This window comes from Halobaculum sp. CBA1158 (assembly GCF_021431925.1).
Classification (GTDB): Archaea; Halobacteriota; Halobacteria; order Halobacteriales; family Haloferacaceae; genus Halobaculum.
The window spans coordinates 656,900-676,473 of record NZ_CP090371.1; the positions used below are offsets into that span (position 1 = coordinate 656,900).

General features: G+C 71.3%; 22 protein-coding genes and 1 pseudogene. 11 read left to right on the plus strand and 12 right to left on the minus strand.

Annotation, left to right across the window (positions count from 1 at the left end; all coding sequences use genetic code 11):
* Positions 1-12: 12 nt before the first annotated feature.
* From Hbl1158_RS03460 to Hbl1158_RS03470, 3 genes are all read right to left on the minus strand, one after another.
* Positions 13-195, minus strand: coding sequence for a hypothetical protein (locus tag Hbl1158_RS03460; protein WP_234298676.1), 183 nt, complete (start codon positions 193-195; stop codon positions 13-15).
* Between the two features lie 97 nt (positions 196-292).
* Positions 293-1,294 carry a phosphotransferase gene (locus Hbl1158_RS03465; RefSeq protein WP_234298677.1) on the minus strand — a complete coding sequence of 334 codons (1,002 nt, stop codon included), beginning with the start codon at positions 1,292-1,294 and terminating at the stop codon, positions 293-295.
* 84 nt (positions 1,295-1,378) lie between these two features.
* Positions 1,379-2,068, minus strand: coding sequence for an HAD family hydrolase (locus Hbl1158_RS03470; protein ID WP_234298678.1), 690 nt, complete (start codon positions 2,066-2,068; stop codon positions 1,379-1,381).
* A gap of 92 nt (positions 2,069-2,160) precedes the next feature.
* On the opposite strand from Hbl1158_RS03470, the gene Hbl1158_RS03475 reads away from it, so the two are divergent.
* Complete coding sequence (locus Hbl1158_RS03475; protein WP_234299462.1) at positions 2,161-2,760, plus strand: class I SAM-dependent methyltransferase; 600 nt, start codon at positions 2,161-2,163, stop codon at positions 2,758-2,760.
* A gap of 48 nt (positions 2,761-2,808) precedes the next feature.
* On the opposite strand, the gene Hbl1158_RS03480 is transcribed toward Hbl1158_RS03475, so the two are convergent.
* The 5 genes from Hbl1158_RS03480 to Hbl1158_RS03500 all read right to left on the minus strand — a co-directional run bounded on the left by Hbl1158_RS03480 (position 2,809) and on the right by Hbl1158_RS03500 (position 5,794).
* A complete protein-coding gene (locus tag Hbl1158_RS03480) occupies positions 2,809-3,747 on the minus strand; it encodes a PfkB family carbohydrate kinase (protein WP_234298679.1) in 939 nt (312 codons plus the stop codon).
* 65 nt (positions 3,748-3,812) lie between these two features.
* Positions 3,813-4,322 carry a copper resistance protein CopD gene (locus tag Hbl1158_RS03485; protein WP_234298680.1) on the minus strand — a complete coding sequence of 170 codons (510 nt, stop codon included), beginning with the start codon at positions 4,320-4,322 and terminating at the stop codon, positions 3,813-3,815.
* 121 nt (positions 4,323-4,443) lie between these two features.
* Positions 4,444-4,752 carry a cupin domain-containing protein gene (locus tag Hbl1158_RS03490; RefSeq protein WP_234298681.1) on the minus strand — a complete coding sequence of 103 codons (309 nt, stop codon included), beginning with the start codon at positions 4,750-4,752 and terminating at the stop codon, positions 4,444-4,446.
* A complete protein-coding gene (locus tag Hbl1158_RS03495) occupies positions 4,749-5,135 on the minus strand; it encodes a cupin domain-containing protein (RefSeq protein WP_234298682.1) in 387 nt (128 codons plus the stop codon). Before Hbl1158_RS03495 ends, Hbl1158_RS03490 begins: the two co-directional genes overlap by 4 nt.
* A 248-nt stretch (positions 5,136-5,383) precedes the next feature.
* Positions 5,384-5,794: a DUF2237 domain-containing protein gene (locus tag Hbl1158_RS03500; RefSeq protein ID WP_234298683.1), complete on the minus strand. Its 411-nt coding sequence runs from the start codon at positions 5,792-5,794 to the stop codon at positions 5,384-5,386.
* A 101-nt stretch (positions 5,795-5,895) separates the two neighbouring features.
* Between Hbl1158_RS03500 and Hbl1158_RS03505 the strand changes: the two genes are divergently transcribed.
* Positions 5,896-6,531: a hypothetical protein gene (locus tag Hbl1158_RS03505; protein ID WP_234298684.1), complete on the plus strand. Its 636-nt coding sequence runs from the start codon at positions 5,896-5,898 to the stop codon at positions 6,529-6,531.
* A gap of 51 nt (positions 6,532-6,582) precedes the next feature.
* Here the strand turns inward: Hbl1158_RS03505 and Hbl1158_RS03510 are convergent, their stop codons facing one another.
* The gene (locus Hbl1158_RS03510) at positions 6,583-7,644 is read right to left on the minus strand and encodes a zinc-dependent alcohol dehydrogenase family protein (protein ID WP_234298685.1); all 1,062 of its coding nucleotides are present in this window, start codon (positions 7,642-7,644) and stop codon (positions 6,583-6,585) included.
* Between the two features lie 100 nt (positions 7,645-7,744).
* On the minus strand, positions 7,745-8,542 hold the full coding sequence (locus tag Hbl1158_RS03515) for a creatininase family protein (protein WP_234298686.1): 798 nt from the start codon (positions 8,540-8,542) through the stop codon (positions 7,745-7,747).
* Positions 8,543-8,713: 171 nt separating this feature from the next.
* Between Hbl1158_RS03515 and Hbl1158_RS03520 the strand changes: the two genes are divergently transcribed.
* The 5 genes and pseudogenes from Hbl1158_RS03520 to Hbl1158_RS03540 all read left to right on the plus strand — a co-directional run bounded on the left by Hbl1158_RS03520 (position 8,714) and on the right by Hbl1158_RS03540 (position 12,815).
* Entirely contained in the window at positions 8,714-9,844 is a 1,131-nt protein-coding gene (locus Hbl1158_RS03520) for an ABC transporter ATP-binding protein (protein WP_234298687.1), read from the plus strand.
* Complete coding sequence (locus Hbl1158_RS03525) at positions 9,841-10,656, plus strand: ABC transporter permease (protein WP_234298688.1); 816 nt, start codon at positions 9,841-9,843, stop codon at positions 10,654-10,656. The genes Hbl1158_RS03520 and Hbl1158_RS03525 overlap by 4 nt, the downstream gene beginning before the upstream one ends.
* A gap of 58 nt (positions 10,657-10,714) precedes the next feature.
* Entirely contained in the window at positions 10,715-11,143 is a 429-nt protein-coding gene (locus Hbl1158_RS03530; RefSeq protein WP_234298689.1) for a DUF6684 family protein, read from the plus strand.
* A 54-nt stretch (positions 11,144-11,197) separates the two neighbouring features.
* Positions 11,198-11,539, plus strand: a pseudogene (locus Hbl1158_RS03535) (glutaredoxin domain-containing protein); the annotation flags it as partial.
* Positions 11,540-11,705: 166 nt separating this feature from the next.
* Positions 11,706-12,815 (plus strand): NAD(P)-dependent alcohol dehydrogenase, encoded by a 1,110-nt coding sequence (locus Hbl1158_RS03540; protein WP_234298690.1) that lies wholly within the window; start codon positions 11,706-11,708, stop codon positions 12,813-12,815.
* A 41-nt stretch (positions 12,816-12,856) separates the two neighbouring features.
* On the opposite strand, the gene Hbl1158_RS03545 is transcribed toward Hbl1158_RS03540, so the two are convergent.
* On the minus strand, positions 12,857-13,507 hold the full coding sequence (locus Hbl1158_RS03545; protein WP_234298691.1) for a nucleotidyltransferase family protein: 651 nt from the start codon (positions 13,505-13,507) through the stop codon (positions 12,857-12,859).
* The gene (locus Hbl1158_RS03550; RefSeq protein ID WP_234298692.1) at positions 13,504-14,721 is read right to left on the minus strand and encodes a molybdopterin molybdotransferase MoeA; all 1,218 of its coding nucleotides are present in this window, start codon (positions 14,719-14,721) and stop codon (positions 13,504-13,506) included. The genes Hbl1158_RS03545 and Hbl1158_RS03550 overlap by 4 nt, the downstream gene beginning before the upstream one ends.
* 215 nt (positions 14,722-14,936) lie before the next feature.
* On the opposite strand from Hbl1158_RS03550, the gene Hbl1158_RS03555 reads away from it, so the two are divergent.
* The 4 genes from Hbl1158_RS03555 to Hbl1158_RS03570 are packed head-to-tail and all read left to right on the plus strand — an operon-like array spanning position 14,937 to position 19,559.
* Entirely contained in the window at positions 14,937-15,584 is a 648-nt protein-coding gene (locus Hbl1158_RS03555) for an SRPBCC domain-containing protein (RefSeq protein ID WP_234298693.1), read from the plus strand.
* A complete protein-coding gene (locus Hbl1158_RS03560) occupies positions 15,581-16,195 on the plus strand; it encodes a (2Fe-2S)-binding protein (protein ID WP_303647435.1) in 615 nt (204 codons plus the stop codon). The genes Hbl1158_RS03555 and Hbl1158_RS03560 overlap by 4 nt, the downstream gene beginning before the upstream one ends.
* Complete coding sequence (locus Hbl1158_RS03565) at positions 16,192-18,672, plus strand: xanthine dehydrogenase family protein molybdopterin-binding subunit (protein WP_234298694.1); 2,481 nt, start codon at positions 16,192-16,194, stop codon at positions 18,670-18,672. Before Hbl1158_RS03560 ends, Hbl1158_RS03565 begins: the two co-directional genes overlap by 4 nt.
* Positions 18,672-19,559 (plus strand): xanthine dehydrogenase family protein subunit M, encoded by an 888-nt coding sequence (locus Hbl1158_RS03570; RefSeq protein WP_234298695.1) that lies wholly within the window; start codon positions 18,672-18,674, stop codon positions 19,557-19,559. The genes Hbl1158_RS03565 and Hbl1158_RS03570 overlap by 1 nt, the downstream gene beginning before the upstream one ends.
* The last annotated feature ends 15 nt before the right edge of the window (positions 19,560-19,574 follow it).

Here is a 19,574-nt window from a genome sequence, read left to right on the forward strand (position 1 = left end):
GGGGTTCACCCGCTATCGACGTTCGCCGACGAGCGTGGCCACCGCCTCATCGACGAGGTCGCTATCGAGCCGGCCCTGCCAGAAGTCGATGTCCGCTCGGCCGATCGATCGAACGCCCCACGGAACGACTCGACTCTCCTCGGGAGTCCCGCCACGCAGCCACCGTTCGTCGGGGATGTCGGTGAGGCCGTCCACCCTGGATTTGGATGTCACCGTCACCGTGATGTATGCTCACCACGGATCTCGCCGACCGTCCCGCGGGGCTCGAAGCGGATCCGGACCGCGCGACGGATCAGAGCGCGCGTGACAGCGCGTCCCGGTGGAACTCGACGGCCGCCTCTCGGTCGAGTTCGGGGTACATCGGGTTCGTCACCGCGCCGGTCGAGTCGACCGCCGTGTCGGCGACGGCGAGCGCCCGGGAGAGCGGGTCGACCTCGGGGTACGGACGCACGCTCTCGTAGCCCGCGCGAAAGGCCGTCCGCTCCGCGCTCGGGTCGTCGAGGTACCAGTCGACGACGAGGTACTCGACCTTCGCGACGGCGAGCGCGGCCGGGGCCGCCATCGGCGACTCCCAGTCCAACACGGCGGCGACGCCGTCCTCGTCGACGAGGGCGTTCCCCGGGCGAAGGTCCCACGGGAACAGCACAGCCTCGGACGCCCGCCCGGTCGGGTCCCGCACGGCGTCGGTCGCGGCCGTCTCGAGCCGTCGCCGGATCCGGGTGGCCACCGCGTCGAACGCCGGGGGGAGTCGGTCGAGCGCGGCGCGTCCGTAGCGCTCGATCCACGCGACCGGCTCCGTGCGCTCGCGAACCGCGAGCGCCGATACCCCCGCCTCAGTCGGCCACTCGTCGCCCGCCCAGTTCTCGCCCGTCGGTCCGACCGCGCCGAAGGCCTCGAAGGCGGTCGCGGCGTGGATCTCGCCCAGGTAGCGTCCGAAGTCGTGCGCGACCGCGCGCCGTCGCTCGGGGTCGAGGTCCGCGAACCGCTCGTGGAGGTCCCCACCGCGCACCAGTTCGGTGATCAGGTACGCGTCGCCACCGCGGTCCTCGCCGACGACGCCGCCGGCGAGCACCGTCGGCACGGGGACGGCGGTCGCGTCGTCGATCGCCACCGTCGCGGCCGCCTCCGACCGGAGCGCCTCGACGCCGCCGATCTGCACGACGACCGGCGGGGACGCCGCGAACTCGACCACGGACGTCCGCTTGCGATTCCCGCGGCCGATTGGCGAGACCGACACGACCCGTCGGTCGGGAAACACTCGCCGGGCCGCCGCGCTCGGGTCGATCCCCGTCATCGCAGGCCTCCGTCGTCGCCCGCGGGCGTTCGCCGCTCGCTCGAGTCGGTCCGGGCGGTCGCGACGGTCGTACCGCCGCTCGACTCACTCATTCGCCTCACTCCGGGCATCCAGCACGGCGTCGAACGCCTCGAGGGAGTCGAGCGTCCACGTCGGACGGTACCCCTCGTCGTCGGCGTCCGGGTCGGGCCGGAGCCAGACGGAGTCGAGTCCGGCAGTGAACGCGCCGGCGACGTCGTACTTCAGGGAGTTCCCGACGTAGACGGCGTCCGCCGGCGCGACGTCCAGGGCCGCGAGCGCCTGGTCGAACGGCTCCGCGTGGGGCTTGCGACGCGGGAGGTCCCCGGCGTACACGACCGTGCCGAGTCGCTCGGCGAGGCCGAGCGCCTCGACCTTCGACGACTGCCTGCTCCGGGGGCCGTTCGTCACGAGTCCGGTCCGGGCCGTCTCGGCGGCGCGACCGATGGCAGCCTCCGCGCCGGGCGTGAACTCGACGGCGGCGTGATCGACCGCGTCGACGAACGCCGCCGACAGCGCCACCGGATCGACCCGCCTGTCGTGGATGGCCGCCAGCCTGGCGAACCCCGTCGCGAGATACCCAACGTGATCGTCGGGGTCCGGCGGGCCGTCGAGCGCCCGCCAGAGCGCCGACGGCTCGCCGAACGGCTCGACGCCGGCCGACTCGAAGGCCGCCTCGTACGCCGCCGTCACGTCTCCCGTCCGGCGGCAGAGCGTCCCGTCGAGGTCGAAGAGGACGGCCTCGTATCTACTCATGCCCGTGGCTTCGGCCGAGTGAATAAACCTGTTCGGTCGACGGGCGGCGTCGGACCTATGTCGACCGCACGCGTCCCGATCGTATGGCGCGGATGGACCCCGAGGCGGTGATGCGCGCGTGGGACGAGGTGGCCGCGACGTACGCGAACCGGCGCGACCCGGACGGCTCCGACGCCGCGCTGATCGCGGACCTGCTCGCCGACCTTCCGCCGGAGCCGCTGGTGCTGGACGTAGGCTGTGGCGACGGCGCTCGCACGCTCGCGAACCTCCCGGACGACGCCGTCGGCCTCGACGTCTCACGGGCGGGGCTGGACCTCGCGACGGAGCGCGTTCCCGCGAGTCGGCTGGTACACGGCGAGATGAGTCGCCTCCCCGTCCGAACGGACGCGGTCGACGGGATCACCGCCTACCACGCCGTCTTTCACGTGCCCCGGGAGGATCACCCGACGGTGTACCGAGAGTTCGCTCGGGCGCTCCGACCCCGCGGCCGCCTGCTCGCGACCCTGCCGGGCGGGCGTTACGAGACGGTCCGAAGGGGGTGGATGGACGGGGAGATGTTCTTCTCGACGCCCGGGCGGGCGGCGACGCTCGAGCACCTGCGCGACGCGGGATTCCGAATCGATCGGACTCCCACCGCCGACGATCCACTCGGCAGCGCCACCGAGTTCGTCGTCGCCGTCCGCGAGGAGTGAGCGCCGCCGCCTCGACCCGGCCGGATCGCTCCCCCGATGCCGCCGGGGTCACTCGGCGGTCTGCCACGCCTGCACCGCAGCGTACGACGGGACACCACCGCGAGCGCCCTCGGTTCGAGTCGATAGCGCTCCGGCAACAGTCGCCGCCGCAACCGCTTCGCGAAGCGAATCGCCCGCAGCGAGCCGCCCGCCGAGGAACCCCGTAAACGCGTCGCCCGCTCCCGTCGTATCGACGGGCGACAGGTCCGGTGGAGACACGCTGAACTGACCGGTGCCGTCGACCCGAACCGGCTTCTCGCCACGCGTGTGAATTACCGTCCCGTCGAACGCCTCCAGCGCTGACCGCAACTGGGAGTACTCGCGGTCGTTGGGCGTCACGATATCGACGACATCGCGATCGAGCAACGGTTCCACGCCAGCGATGGGAGCCGGATCGAGAAGTACTGTCGGACTGGACTCGCTTGTCGCAAGCTCCTCGAGGAGATCACAGACGGGTCCGACGGGGACCTCATTTTGTACGACGAGGTATTCGGCCGACGTGATCGTCTCGTAGCGCTCGGTGACGTAGGCGCTGTCGACGGCCTCGTTTGCGCCGCCGTGAACGACGATCCGGTTTTCGCCGTCGTCCGTGACGAACACGTGTGCCGTTCCCGTTCGCGCGGACGCGACACCGACGCGGTCTACTCGGACCCCGGAGTTTCGGAGCGCCTCGAGTACCTCGTCGTCGGCATGGTCGGGACCGACCTTACCGAGCATCGTGACCTCCGCCCCTGCGGCGGCCGCGGCGACGGCCTGGTTCGCGCCCTTCCCGCCGTGAAACCTCGTCGTGTCGAGATCGGTAAACTCGGACGGGATCTCGGGGACAGCGACCGTCTCTCCGGGCTCCGGGAACCAGTCGAACGTCCCCTCGAGATCGGTCAGTCTCGCCTCGGTGGTCCGATGGACCCTGTCGACGTTGATGCTACCCAGACTGACGATCTCCGTCATCGCCTGTCTGGTATACCCGTCCGTGCTTCAAAAGAAGTGCTCTGTCGACATCGGCAGGGGCGATGTCACGGTGCGACCCCGCCGGCGAGCAGCGCGGCGTCGACGAGCAGCAGGACGGTGAGCGCGGTCGCCGCGAGGAAGTACGGCCGGGCGACGCCGACCAGCGCACGAGGGTCGGCATCGGCCCCCAGCCCGAACCGTTCGACCGTGTGGCGAGCGAGTCCCGGCGGGTCGCCGTCGGCGACGCGCATCCGGTAGACGCCCAGCTCGACCAGGCCGTTCATCACGCCCCACAGGAGCAGCATGCCGAGTACGAGGTGCCCACGCGTCGTCCCCAGCAGCCGCGAGGTGGGGTAGAGCCGCCAGATCTGGTACGCGCCGGTGAGCGGCAACACCACGCCCGTCGCCCGCGTCACCTGGAGGAGCAGATCGACGGCCCGCCCCAGGCCCTGAGCGGTCACCTCGCCGCGTCGGGCTGCCGGCAGGAGCGCGACGGTACCGTACGCGACGCCGCCGGTCCACAGGCCGCCGGCGACGACGTGCAGGACGTACGAGAGCGTGAGCAGCGCGGTCACGCGTGAGGGTCGAGGGCGGGTGGGAAATAAATCCGCTCCGACCGATGCGCTCCGGTTCGGTTCACTCCGGTGCGATTCATTCCGATTCGGTTCATTCCGATTCGATTCGCTCCGGCTCGGTTCACTCGTCCTCCGATCGCTCCGCCAGGACGATCACAGCGACGCTGTCGTCGAGGGCACGGGGCGAGATATCTCGATCGCCGGAGAACCGGGCAACGTCGCCGGCGGTCACCTCGTGGGTCGCCCCGCCGACCTGCAACTCGATCGCTCCCTCGATCAGGTGGAGGACGATGTCGCGGCCGGGGTGCGTGTGCGGGGCGACCGACTCGCCGGCGTCGAGGGCGAGTCTGATCGTCTTCGGTTCCGCGTCCGGGAAGACGGTCGCGTGCGGTTCGCCCGTCAGTTCCTCGAGGGTTCGGACCGCCGTCACGCCGACTCACCCCGCGGGTCGAACTCGCCCGAGCGAAGCCCCTCCCGCACCGGTTCGTGTTCGGCGTCGGTCGGCGGTGGGGCGGTGACGAGCAGCGCCTCCAGGCGTCCGTCGGCGTCGGCTCGCACGCCCCGCTCGGTGCCCGCCTCGACGGCGACCACGTCGCCCGCCTCGACCCGGTGGTCCTCGTCGCCGTCGCGGACCACGCCGGTCCCCGACCGGACGTGGATCACCACGTCGCTGTCGGGCGCGTGGACCGGAATGAACTGTCCGGGCTCGAAGTAGCCGCAGACGGCCTTCACCCGGTCGGTTCGGAACGCCTCGACGGCCGAGAAGCGCTCGTCGTCGTACCGCCGCTCGGCGTCGAAGTCGGTCGCCGTCACCGCGATCCCTCCGCGTGAACCGCGCGGTCGACGGGGCCGCCGCCCGCGACGTGGGTGCGGGGCCGACCCGTCCCGTCGACCGGGTGTTCAGGATGGCCTACGTCCATGCGGTGGGAGTACGCCAGAGGGAGCAATGGGAGTTCAGCCGAACGTGTTCCGCGGCGTGGTCGGCCGTCGCGGTCGACCGACCGTCCGCACCGCCGACCGACCGTTCGCACCGCCGACGGATCGTCCGCATCGCCGACGAGTCAGTCGGCGTCGACGGCGTGGTCCCGGAGCGTCGCCAGCGGCACTTCCTCCAGCACGGCCTCGTTCGTCGCCGCGAGAACGACCGGCGGCGCGACGCCGGCGGTCCGCGCCTCCTCCCACCGCGGGAGACACAGACACCAGCGGTCGCCGTCCGAGAGCCCCGGAAACCCCAGGTCCGGACGCGGCGTGATCAGGTCGTTCCCGCGGTCGCGGGAGTACTCGAGGAACTCGTCGGTGACGACCGCGCACACCTCGTGGCGTCCCGGATCCCGGGCGAGGTGGCGGCAGTTGCCGTCGCGCAGAAATCCGGTCTCGGGATCGCCGCTGCACTCCCGGAGCGGCTCGCCGAGGACGTTCCGCTCCGGTTCCTCGGCGTCGACGCCGTCGGTGTCCGTCTGTGGGTCACTCATGCCTGACGGACGAACGGACGCGACGATGAAAAGACCGCGGCGGTCGACGGAGGCGGCCGCGGCCGGAACACCGAAGTCCCACCCCCGAGACACGCCCCCCGATGCCCTCCCTGCTGGAGCGACTGCTCGGAGCCGACACGCCCGACGAACAGGCCGACCTGGAATCGCGCCAGGAGACCGCCGACGAGGCGCTTCGGGACGCCGTCGACCACGCCGGTCATCCGGTCGAGGACTGCGGGATCACCGCCGTCGCGGTCGTCAACGAAGGACCGGACGGCGAGCCGGTCGTCGTCCCGGTCGCGCGGTTCTCGCTCGGCGAGCACGTCGAGGAGCCGGACCGCGACCTCGTGTGGGATCTCGTCGCCGAGGCCGCCGCCGCGCTGCGCGAGCCGTTCTGGGACGTGTTCGTCCGCCACTACGACGTGCAGTTCACCTTCGATGGCGACGAACTGTTCGAGGCCGAGACGTGCCGACGAGTGCTGCTCACGACGGACCTCGTCGACCGCTTCGCGACCGAGGCGGGCCGCTCGGTCGCGGACCTCCGTGCGGCCGTCGAGGCGGCCGACGACATCGACGACGAGGTCGCCCCCGTCGCGTGGGGCGAGCCGGTCGATTACAGCCGGACCGACGACGCCGCGGTCGTGGTCGGCGGGACCGCCGCCGCGGCGGCCGCGAGCGCGAGCGCCGCCAGTTGCGCCGGTGCCGGCGCTGCGGCGGGCGGCGGCGGCACCTGCTGACCGCTCTGCCGCCGACGTGGCGGCCGACACGCCCTCGCAGCCGCCCGTTTCTCAGAACTCGTCGATGACCGGGATCCCGACCGTGCCGAAGTCGGTCATCGCCGACAGCTTGTCGTTCACGTCGTCCAGCGACACCGTCTCGCTGACGACGGCGCTGGGGTCGAGTTTGTCGCGGGCGACCATCCGGAAGATCTCGTCGTAGCGCGTCGGCGGCAGGCCCAGCGAGCCGACGAACTCGATCTCCTTCATCACCATCGCGTCCGTCGGGAGGCTCACCATCCCCTCCTCCTCGGCGGTGGTGAGCCCGATCTGGACGTGCGTGCCGCGCGTGCCGAGGCTGTGCACCGAGTTGCGACACGTCTCGGCGATGCCGAGCGCGTCGACGGAGACGTGACAGCCGCCGCCCGCGAGCGCCTGCACCGCTCCCGGAACGTCGTCGGCGTCGCCGGCGTTGACGGTCTCGGCCGCGCCGAGGTCCTCCGCCGTCGAGAGCTTGTCGTCGTCGAGGTCGACGGCGACGACGTTCGCGCCGAGGGCGTCGGCGACGTGGACCGCCGAGAGGCCGACGCCGCCGCAGCCGTGGACGGCGACCCAGTCGCCCGCCTCGACGGGTGCCCGGTGGGCCAGCCCGTGGAAGGCGGTCATGAACCGGCACCCCAGCCCCGCCATGTCGACGGAGTCCACGCCGTCGGGCAGGTGGACGAGGTTGTGGTCGGCCGCGGGGACGTGGACCAGCTCGGCGAACGCGCCGGGGACCGGCTCGACGAACCCCAGCGGCATCGGGCTCTCGCAGGTGTTTCCGTGACCGGTCCGACACTGCATGCAGGTGCCGTCGCCGAGGTTGAACGGCACGGCGACGTGGTCGCCCTCGGCGAAGTTCGTCACGTCCTCCCCGACGGCGGTGACGCGTCCCGCCGGCTCGTGACCCAGGATCTGCCCGGGCTGGGGCTGGATGCCCAACCAGTCCCAGTCGCCCTGCCAGCCGTGCCAGTCGGACCGACAGATCCCGCACGCCTCGACCTCGACGACGACCCCCTTCGGCTCGGGCTCGGGATCGTCGACCTCGGTTACGTCGAGCGGTTCGCCGTGTTCGCGCAGGACTGCTGCTCGCATTATACACGATCATTGGTCACAATTAACATAGCTGTTCCTGTCAGTTCGGCCGACGCGGTCGATCGGCGTACGGTCGGTGGCTACCTCCACGGACGACCGGCTATCCGTCGGTCTCGTCGTCGAGTCCGGCGAGCGCGTCCACGAGCTGCGCGACGTTGGTCACCACGTCCTCGACCATCGCCTCGCCCTTCTCGCGGGTGGCGACGCTCGCGTCGCCGAGGTTGCCAGTGTCGGTCAGCTCGTCCATCCGGTCGGCCGACAGCGCCCACCCGACGCGGTTGTCGCCGTAGGCGTCGTAGTCGGTCATCGGGAGCGCGTCGTCGGGGGGGTCGACCGACGCCGCGCGGTCCATGTCGACCAGGTCCGGGAACAGCTCGAGCATCATGCTGGTCTCGAACTCGGAGGCGTGAAACGACACCTCGCTCGTCCGGACCGCCGTCGCGGCGTCCTCGAACCCGGAGACGAGCGGGACGTGGAACGCCCGCACGCCGTGTTCCGTGGTGAGTTCGCGAACGACCACGTCGAGTTCCGGGTCCTGGACGAGGTAGTGTCCGTTGACGAGCAGGACGTTCTCGACGCCCCAGTCGGCGGCGGACACGCAGACGTCGCGGACGTAGTGTTGGAACGTCTCGCTCCGGACGGTGAACGTGCCGGGCTTGAACGTGTGATGCGGGCTGACGCCGTACCAGATAGGCGGCGCGAGCAGACAGTCCGTCCGTCGGGCCACGCGCTCGGCGACGGCCTCGGGCATGTACACGTCGACCCCGAGGGGCATGTGTTCGCCGTGCTGTTCGGTGCTGCCGACCGGCAGGAGCATCGTCCGCGTCTCCTCGAGGGCCGCCTCGACCTCCCGCCAGGTCATGTCCGCGAGTCGGTAGACGTCGTCCGTTGCGAGCACGTGGAGCCGTTCCTCGGCGATCGGCTTAGTGTCGAGTGTCGACGGAGGCGATCGCCTCCGACGCCTCGACCGCGGCCGCCGGCGGACGGACCCGCGGGGCCGCCGGCGACCGGGAGGGTGGCCACCGCCGTCGCCGCGCCCCTTATCGGCCTCGCGCGACTACACCGTTCGATGGCAGCGACGACGCCCGCCGACCGCGACGCGGTTTCCGAGTCGACGCCCGCACTCGTCGCCGAGGGGGTCTCGAAGCGGTTCGGCTCCGGCGGCGACGCCGTGCTGGCGGTCGACGACGTGTCCCTCACGGTCGAGCGCGGCTCGGTCGTCGGCCTGCTCGGCCCCAACGGCGCGGGCAAGACGACGCTGATCAAGTCGATCCTCGGGACGGTGATACCCGACGAGGGGACGATCCGCGTGCTCGGCCGCGACGTGCGCGACGGCCGCCGCGCCACCTACGCCGACGTGGACGCGATGCTCGAGGGCGCGCGCAACGACTACTGGCGGCTCACCGTCCGCGAGAACCTCCGCTACTTCGCGACGATCGGCGGCGTCGCCCCCGACTCCGTCGCCGACCGCCACGACCGGCTGCTCGAGCGCCTCGACCTCGCGGACAGGGCCGACACGCCGGTCCGCGAGCTCTCGCGGGGGATGAAACAGAAGGTGTCGCTGGCGAGCGTGCTCGCGGGGGGCGCGGAGCTGGTCTTCCTCGACGAGCCGACGCTCGGGCTGGACGTGGAGGGCTCGCGGACGCTCCGTCGGGAGATCCGCCGGCTCGCCGACGAGGAGGGGCTCACGGTCGTCGTGAGCAGCCACGACATGCAGGTCATCGAGGACACCTGCGACCGCGTGGTCGTCATGCGCGACGGCTCGGTCGTCGCCGACGACGCGGTCGAGAGCCTCATCGGCGGCGTCGACGACCGCCGCGTTCGGGTCGAGAGCGCGGACCTCACCCCGGCGACGATCGACCGACTCCGAGAGGCGGTCGACCTGCTCGCGGCCGACCCCGTCGTCGACCCCGTCTCCGACCCGACCGCGGGTCCCGGCCGCGTCGAGGTCGCCGCCGGCGGCGACGCGGTGTACGAGCTGTTCGAGGCGCTCCGCGCGGCCGGCGTCGCGATCGACCGCGTCGACACCCTCGAACCGGATCTGGAGGACGTGTTCGTCCGACTCACCGGCGGCGACGCGGCGGAGGTGGCCGACGGCGACGCGGTGGACGTGACCGACCGCGACCGCGACCGCGACGGCGACGAATCGGGCCACGCCCGGCCGCCGACCGCGGCCGGCGACCTGGGGGAGACGCCGTGACGGCCGCCGACGCGACCCCCGGCGACGACGAGCCTCGGCCGGCGACGTACCTCGACCTCGCCCGGGCGGTCCTCTACCGAGAGTTCCTGATCTTCGTGCGGTACCCGGCGAACGCGATCGGCGGGATCGTGATCTCGCTGGTGTTCTTCGGGCTGTTGTTCTTCGGCGGTCGGATCCTCGCGGGTCGGGCGCTCGACGACTCGCTGGCGGGGATCGTCGTCGGCTACTTCCTGTGGACGCTGGCGGTCGGGGGGTACTCGTCGGTGTCCAACGACATCGCCAGCGAGGTGCAGTGGGGCACCCTGGAGCGCCACGTCGCCACGCCGTTCGGCTTCGCGCCCGTCGCGCTGCTGAAGGGCGTCGCCAAGGTGATCCGGACGTTCCTCACCTCCGCGGTGATCCTGGCGGTGATGCTGCTGGTCACCGGGGCGCGACTCCGGATAGACCCCGTAACGGTGGTCGTCGTCGCGGGGCTGGCGATCGTGTCGGTGTTGGGGCTGGGCTTCGCGGCCGGCGGGATCACCGTGTTGTACAAGCGGATCGGGAACTGGCTGAACCTCCTGCAGTTCGGCTTCGTCGTGCTCGTCTCCGCGCCGGTGCTCGACGAGCCGTGGCTGCGGGCGCTGCCGCTGGCGCACGGGAGCGCGATGCTCCAGCGGGCGATGGTCGACGGCGTCCGGCTGTGGGCGTTCCCGCTCGCGGACCTGGCGCTGCTGGTCGGCGTCGCCGTCGGCTACCTCGCGGCCGGGGCCGTCGTCTTCCACTACGCGACGCGGCGGGCGCGTCGCCTCGGCATCCTCGGCGACTACTGAGTCGCCGACCGCGGACGAAACGTTCAGGCCCGATCAGTCGCTGGGATCGCGTGACTCCGTGACCGACGACAGCGCCGGCGACACCGACCGCCGCGACGGTGACAGCGCCAGCGACGCCAACAGCGACGAGGGATCCGCAGACGGCACCGATTCCGTGTTCTCCGGGCGAACGCTCTCCGACCTCCTCGTCAACGCGGTGCCGCTCGCGATGCTCGCCGCGTTCGTCGCGGGGTTCGAACTGCTCTCGCCGGCCGGCCTCGACACGGACCCGCTGGTGGGGTTCCACGCCGCGCTCATCGCGGGCGTCGTGCTCGTGAGCTACGTCGCCGCCCGCGCCGTCGTCGCCGCCGGCGGCGACCTCGACGGCGAGCGTTCGGTGTCGCTGTACGACGATGGCGACGATGGCGACGAGGGCGACGATGGGAGCGACGAGGGCGACGTGGGCGACGACGGGAGCGACGATGAGGGGGATCGCGACGACGCGTGATCGCCGTCCGCCTCACGCGCCACACCTAACACGCTCGGGCCGGTACGGTGTGGTATGACGTTCGACCCGGCGAACCAGGGGATCGACGCCGAGGAGGCGCGCGAGCGCGTCGCCGACGCGATCGACGACCACGAGGTTGTGTTGTTCATGAAGGGCGACGCGCGGATGCCGCAGTGCGGCTACTCCAAGCGGGCGCTCGGACTCATCTCCCAGTACCGCGCGGACGTGGCGACCGTCGACACGCTGCAGAACCTCGACGCCTTCCGCGAGGCGCTGGAGGAGGAGAGCGGCTGGGAGACGATCCCGCAGACGTTCGTCGACGGGGAGTTCGTCGGCGGCAGCGACGTGCTCGCCGAACTTGACGAGCGCGGCGAGCTCGCGGAGACGCTGAACGCCGACGCCGGGGTCGACGCGGCGGACTCGACCGCCGGCGACGCCGCGGAGTCCTCGGCCGGGCCTGACGCCCCGTTCTGAGGTTCGATCGTCGTCCGGCCGCGGCGGATTCTCCTCTCACACGGAATGATGGGAGCGCTATTAGTAGGTGTGGTATCATGGAACGTCCATGGAGATCCGTGCCGCGGTGACCGAGGAGGAGGGCGGGGCGTTCGAGGTACAGACGCTCGAACTCGAGGAGCCGGACGCGAACGAGGTGGTGGTCCGGGTCGTCGGGGCGGGCGTGTGTCACACCGACATGATCGTTCGGGATCAGGAGTACCCCTCGCCGCTGCCGATCGTTCTCGGGCACGAGGGCTCCGGCGTCGTCGAGTCGGTCGGCTCGGCGGTGTCGACGGTCGAGCCGGGCGACCGGGTCGTGATGAGCTTCGACTCCGACGGCACCTGCCGCCACTGTCGGGAGGGGCACCCGGCGTACTGCGAGGACTTCTTCGCACACAACTTCGGCGGCCTGCGTCCGGACGGGACCTCCCCGCTGTCGCGCGACGGCGAGCCGGTCCACGGCCGCTTCTTCGGGCAGTCGTCGTTCGCGACCCACGCGATGGCGACCGAGCGCAACGTCGTTCCCGTGGACGACGACGTGCCCCTGGAGCTGCTCGGCCCGCTCGGCTGCGGCGTCCAGACGGGTGCCGGCGGCGTGATCAACACGCTCGACCCGCAGGCCGGGTCGACGATCGCCGTCTTCGGAGCCGGCTCGGTCGGTCTCTCGGCGGTCATGGCCGCCGACCTGAAGGGCTGTACGGACGTCGTCTCGATCGACCTGAAGCGAAACCGCTTGGAGAAGGCGGCCGAGTTGGGCGCGACCGCGACGGTCAACCCCGAGGCGGTCGACGACGTCGTCGCGGCCGTGCGGGAGGCGACCGGCGGCGCGGTCGACTACGCGGTCGAGACGACGGGCGTCGCGGCCGTGGCTCAGCAGGCGATCGACTCGCTCACCCAGCGCGGGACGGTCGGGATCATCGGCGCGCCGCCGCTGGGGACCGAGGCGAGCTTCGACGTGAACGACCTCATCCTCAACGGCCGCACCGTCACCGGGATCGTCGAGGGCGACTCCACCCCCACGGAGTTCATCCCCGACCTGATCGAGCTGTACCGGCAGGGGAAGTTCCCGTTCGACGAGCTGGTGACGTACTACGACTTCGAGGAGATCGAACAAGCGGTCGCCGATTCCGAGTCGGGCGAGACCATCAAGCCCGTGTTGCGCGTGAGCGAGCCGTGAGAACGTAGCGTCGGTCCGACGTTTTGACTCGCACTCTTCGGTCACCGGTGCCGCGCGAGGTCCGCGGGCGTGTCGACGTCGACGGCGACGCCCCGGTCGTCGACGGCGACGAGCGCGGCGTCGTCGCTCCCCAGCAGCACCGCCCGTCCGCCGGTGTCGCCCTCGATTCCGGCGAGCGCCTCGAAGTGGCGACGGTCGAACAACACGGGGTTCCCGCGGCGGTCCTCGTGTGCCGGCGCGAGCGCGTCGCCCGCGCCGGCGGCGTACGCGTCCACGAGCGTCCGGACCGTCTCGGCGTCGACGAACGGCATATCGCCCGGGAGAAACGTCGCCGCTGCGGCGTCGTCCGCGGCGTCGACGACGGCGGCGATCCCGCGTCGGACCGATGCGGCCTGCCCCGTCGCGTAGTCGTCGGCCTCGACGACCCGTTCGCCGTCGTCGGGGAGCGCCTCTCGAACCGCCTCGGCCTCGTGACCGACGACGACGATCACCGGGTCGAGCTCGGCCGCCGTGAGCGTTCGGAGGGCCCGCCGGACCAGCGGCTCGCCCTCGACGGTCGCCAGCAGCTTGTTGGCCGCCCCGAAGCGACTGCTCGTCCCCCCGGCGAGGACGACTCCGGCGACGCGGGGGGACCGCGTCCCCGACTGCTCGATCGCCGCGGGGTCGACGATCGGGAGGTCGGGATCGGTCACTCGATCACCCCGTAGGGCGTGACGGCGACTCGGTCGCCGGCGGCGACGTCGTCGTCGGTGACGAGCAGCCCGTCCGCGAGCGTCGCCCGAGTGGCGGAGGCGACTCGACCGGGACGGAATCGCTCGCCGTACAGGGCCTCCGGGCCGTCGCCCTGCCCGACCGGCGTCACGTCGCCGTCGTCGAGGGCCACCGGGACCGCGTACTCGACGGAGTCGGACGGGAATGCGACCCGGCTCGTCGCCGTCGCTGTCACGGTCGCCGCGTCGGCCGAGTCGACCAGCGCCGGTCCGAGCACCAGCGTCGCGGCGGTGTGTGCCGCCAGCGGCTTCCCCGGAAACGCACAGACGGGCGTCCCGTCGACGACCGCCGCGGTCGTCGGGCGGCCGGGACGGAGCGCGACGCCCGCGAACAGCGGGTCGTGGTCGGCGAGCGCGTCGCCGACGTGATCGCCCGCGCCGACGCTCGTGCCGCCGGCGGTGACGACGAGGTCGTGGTCGGCGGCGGCGGCCTCGATCGCCGACGCCACGCGCTCGCGCTCGTCCGGGACCGGGTCAAGCACCGTCGGCACGCACCCCCACCCGCGGAGGAGGTTCGCCAGCATCGCCGAGTCGCGGTCGGGCTGGTCGCCCCGGACGATCTCCGTTCCGGTCGCGAGCACGGCCGCCGAACGGCGGGGCGCGACCGCGAGGCGATCGATCCCCAGATCGCACAGCAGCGCCGCGTGACGCGGCGCGAGCCGTCGCCCCGGCTCGAACAGCACCTCCCCCTCGGTCGCGCTCGCGCCCGCCGGGAACAGGTGTGCACCCGGCTCCGGTACCGGTGCGGCTCCGACGAGGCGGTCCCCCTCGACGGTCGCGTGCTCGACGGGCACGACGGCGTCGGCTCCCTCGGGAAGCGGCGCGCCGGTCGCGATCCGGACGGCCGTTCCGTCGGCGAGCGCGCCCGGGTCGTCCGCCGGGTCGACGCGGCCCGCGATCCGCCGCGGCGCGTCGTCGCCGGCGGCGAGGGCGAACCCGTCCATCGTGGCGAACGGGCGCGCCGGAACGGTCGACGGGGCGACGACCGCCTCCGTAAGGACCCGTCCCCCGATCGCCTCGGGACCGACGGTCTCGCTCGCGGACCCGCCGGTGTCGGTCGCCTCGATCGCCGTCGGTCCGGCGTCGAACCGCGTTCGCAGGCGATCGACCGCCGCCTCGCGCTCGATCTCGTCCATCATCGCACCCCCGTCGCGATCGAGGGCTCTCGCCGGCCGCTTCGTCCCCGAGGGCCGTCGGTTGTGCGCACTACCGATTTCGATGGATCGCTTGAAGTTACTAGTTGTGGTTTCATTTTTCCATACTGACTGATTATTGCAAACACTTATGCTAACATAGTCGCGGTACCATATGTATGTGTTTCACACGCACACCGCGGAGGTAGGATCGACTGATGAACTTCAACGGCACGTTCGAACTGGAGGACACGACCGTCGAGGAGGTGTGGCTCGCGCTGTCGGACCCGGTGTTGATCGCCGACTCCCTCCCCGGCTGTGAGTTCCTGTTGCACGTCGAGAGCGACGACGTGGACTTCGAGGAGCTCTCCGAGCGGGCGAGCGAGCGCGACGAGGAACTGACGGGCGACCCGGAGACGATCGCCGAGCGGGCGTTCCGCGAGGGCGAGTGGTACGCCGGGCTGGTGCAGGTGAGCGTCGGGCCGGTGAATCCCACCTTCGAGACGGTCGTCCGGATCGACGAGCGCGACCAGCCGCGGATGCGAGCGTCGGGCGAGGGAAGCTCCGGGGACAGCTCCTTCGAGATGTCCTCGGGAATGGAGCTCCGCGAGACGGACGACGGCGGCGTCGCCGTCGAGTGGGAGACGGACGCCGACGTGTTCGGCAAGGTCGCCGGCATAGGCCAGCGCGTCATCAACCCCGTCGCCAACCGCATCGTGAAGCGGTTCTTCTCCGGGGTACAGTCGACGCTTCGCGACCTCCAGCTGTCGGACGCGGACACGCCCGACCCCGAGGATGCCGACGAGGGCGAGGGCAGCGGTATCGTCGATCGACTACTCGGGCGGTCCTCCGCCGACTCCTCATGACTGAACACGACATCACACTCACGGTCAACGGCACGGAACACGAGCTCACGGTCGAGGCGCGCACCCTGCTCGCGCACGCGCTTCGCGACGAGCTGGGATACACGGGAACGAACATCGGCTGCGAGAGCAGCCTCTGTGGCGCGTGTACGGTCGAGATAGACGGCGAGGCGGTCAAGTCCTGCACGGCGCTTGCGGTGCAGGCCGACGGCGCGGAGATCACCACGGTCGAGGGGCTCGCCGAGGGCGGCGAGATGCACGCCATCCAGCGGGCGTTCCAGGAGGAACACGGGCTCCAGTGTGGCTACTGCACGCCCGGCATGATGATGACCTCCGTGGAGATCCTGCGGGAGAACCCGAACCCCACGCGCGAGGAGATCCGCGAGGGGCTGGAGGGGAACCTCTGTCGGTGCACCGGCTATCAGAACATCGTCAACGCCGTCCGGAACGCCGCCGAGTCGATGGGCTCGGGCGCGGTCGCCGACGGCGGCACGCCGACCGGGGGCGGCACAGCCGGCGACGGCCCGGCCACCGACGGCGGGACGGTCGCCGACGCCTGCGACGCGCCGGGCGGCTGTGGCTGTTTCGACGGCGACGGGGGTGACTCGCGATGAGCATCGAGTCGCTCGACCCGGACGAGGTGACCGCGGCGGACATCCTCGGCTCGGCCATCGAGCGGCGGGAGGACCCGGCGCTCATCACCGGCGACGCGGAGTACACCGACGACATCCAACTGGCGGACATGGCTCACATGTCGGTCGTCCGCAGCCGGTACGGCCACGCCCGGATCGAGGGCGTGGACACGAGCGACGCCGAGGAGATGCCCGGCGTGATCGGCGTGTACACCCACGACGACCTCCACCGCGAGGACACGCCCGGCGGCGGCTCGTTCGAGCTTCCGGTCGGCTGGCTGCTTCCGAGCCTCAACAACGTCTCTCACCCGGTCCTCGCTGAGGACCACGTCCGGTATCAGGGCGACGCCATCGCGGTCGTCGTCGCGGAGGACCGCTACCAGGCGGCCGACGCGGCAACGGCCGTCGACGTGGACTACGACCGCCTCGACGCGGTGACGAACCCCGACGAGGCGCTCGGCGAGGACGCCCCGGCGCTCCACGACGACGCCGAGGGCAACGTCGCGTTCGACTGGGAGATCGGCGACGAGGAGAAGACCGCCGAGGCGTTCGAGTCGGCCGCCCACACGACGAGCATCGACATCACGAACCAGCTGGTGATCCCGAACGCGATGGAGCCGCGGGCGGCGGTCGCCGACTACAGCCCGGGGACCGACGAGTTGGACGTGTTCATGACGACGCAGAACCCGCACCTCCACCGCCTGCTCATGTCGGGAGTGATCGGCCACCCCGAGCACAAACTCAGCATCACGGCCCCGGAGGTCGGCGGCGGGTTCGGCTCGAAGATCCACCACTACGGCGACGAGGCGCTCGTCTCGTGGTGTTCGAAGCTCCTCGAACGCCCGGTCAAGTGGACCGCGACGCGCTCGGAGACGTACCTCACGGACGCGCCCGGTCGCGGCCACGAGACCGACGCCGAGATCGCGATGAACGACGACGGCGACGTGATCGGCCTCCGGGTCGACACCCGCGCCAACCTCGGCGCGTACCTCTCGACGTTCGCGCCGGCGGTGCCGACGTACCTGTACGGGACGCTCCTGTCGGGCCAGTACGACATCCCCGCGATCTACGGGCACGTCACCGGCGCGTACACGAACGTCCCCCCGGTCGACGCCTACCGCGGCGCGGGCCGCCCGGAGGCGTCGTTCCTCGTCGAGCGGCTGATGAACCGCGCGGCCAACGAGATCGGGATGGATCCGGTGGAGTTCCGGAAGCGGAACTTCGTCCCCGACGACGCGTTCCCCTACGAGACGGAGGTCGCCGTCGTCTACGACAGCGGCGAGTACGAGAAGCCGATGAACGAGGCGCTGGATCTGCTCGACTACGAGAACTTCCGCGAGCGTCAACGGGAGGCGCGCGAGGAGGGGCGCTATCTCGGGATCGGCTTCTCCTGCTACATCGAGGCGTGTGGACTCGCGCCCTCCGAACTCGCCGGGCAACTCGGCGCACAGGCGGGACTATGGGAGTCGAGTCTCGTTCGCTTCCACCCCTCGGGCACCGTCACCGCCTTCTGCGGCACCTCGGGCCACGGACAGGGCCACGCGACGACGTACGCACAGATCGTCGCCAACGAGCTCGGCATCGACTACGACGACGTGGACATCGTCGAGGGCGACACCGACGAGATCCCGCACGGGATGGGTACCTACGGCTCCCGGTCGGCCGCCGTCGGCGGGAGCTCGCTCGTGAAGAGCGCCCGCAAGGTGGTGGACAAGGCGAAGGAGATCGCCGCCCACCAACTGGAGGCGGACCCCGACGACCTGGAGTTCGAGGGCGGCGAGTTCCGCGTCGCCGGCGCGCCGGACCGCGCGATCGGCATCCAGGACGTCGCCCAGCAGGCGTACCTCGCACACGACATGCCCGAGGACACGGAGCCGGGACTGGAGGCAACGTCGTTCTACGACCCGGACAACTTCGTGTTCCCGTTCGGGACGCACGCCGCGATCGTCGAGGTCGACCCCGAGACCGGCGAGATCGACTTCGAGAAGTACGTCGCCGTCGACGACGTGGGCAACCAGATCAACCCCAAGATCGTCGAGGGACAGGTGCACGGCGGCGTCGCGCAGGGCGTCGGCCAGGCGCTGTACGAGGGCGCGGAGTACGACGACAACGGGACGCTGCTCACCGGGTCGATGCAGGACTACGCGGTCCCGAAGGCCGAACACGTCCCCGAGATGACGACCGAGTCGACGGTGACGCCGAGCCCGCACAACCCGCTCGGGGTGAAAGGCGTCGGCGAGGCCGGCACCATCGCTGCCCCGCAGGCGATCGTCAACGCCGTCTCGGACGCGCTGGAGCCGTTCGGGGTCGACGGCGTCGAGATGCCGATGACGCCGGAGCGCGTCTGGAACGCCGTCAACGAGGGCGCGACCGCCGACGGCGGAGAGCCCGTTGACGGCGCTGCTGCCGACACGACGGACGACCCGGACGCCGACGCGGCCGACGGGGGTGAGCGCTGATGTTCCCCGACGAGTTCGACTACTACGCTGCCGAGAGCGTCCCCGAGGCGCTGGAGCTGCTCGACGAGCACTCGGACGCGGAGACCGAACTCCTCGCGGGCGGCCACAGCCTGCTCCCGGCGATGAAAAGCGGGCTGTCCAGCCCGGACGTGCTCGTCGACGTGAGCGGGATCGACGCGCTCCACGGCGTCTCCGTCGAGGGCGACACGCTGTCGATCGGCGCGATGACGACCTACAGCGACCTGCTCGAGGTGGATGCGGCCCACGAACACGCACCGGCGTTCACCGCCGCGGTGGAACAGGTCGGCGACGAGCAGGTCAGGAATCGCGGCACCGTCGGCGGCAACCTCGCGCACGCGGACCCGGCCTCGGACCTTCCGGGGGCGGCGCTCGCGTCGGACGCGACCGTCGTCGTAGAGGGACCCGACGGGGAACGCGAGATCCCGATCGACGACTACTTCTTCGGGATGTACGCCACGGCGCTCGATCCCGGAGAGCTCGTCACGCGCGTCGAGATCCCGTCGGCCGCCGACGCCGCGGGAGCCTACGCGAAGAAGCCGTCGCCGTCGTCGGGCTACGCGATGGTCGGCGTCGCCGCGCTCGTCGAGACCGACGGCGACACCGTCACCGCCGCACGCGTCGGCGCAAACGGCGTGCTCGATCACGGCGTTCGGCTCGAGCCCGTCGAGGAGGCCCTCGTGGGCTCGACGCTCGACGACGACGCCGTCGAGGCGGCGGGGTCGGCCGCGACCGACGGCGTCGACGAGGTGATGATGATGAGCGACCTGCAGGCGTCGGCGGAGTTCCGCGCGACGCTGCTCGAGGCGTACACGAAACGGGCGCTCGCGAGCGTCGCCGACACGGCGACGCCGCAGGCGGCCGACTAACGTGGCTCACCCCGG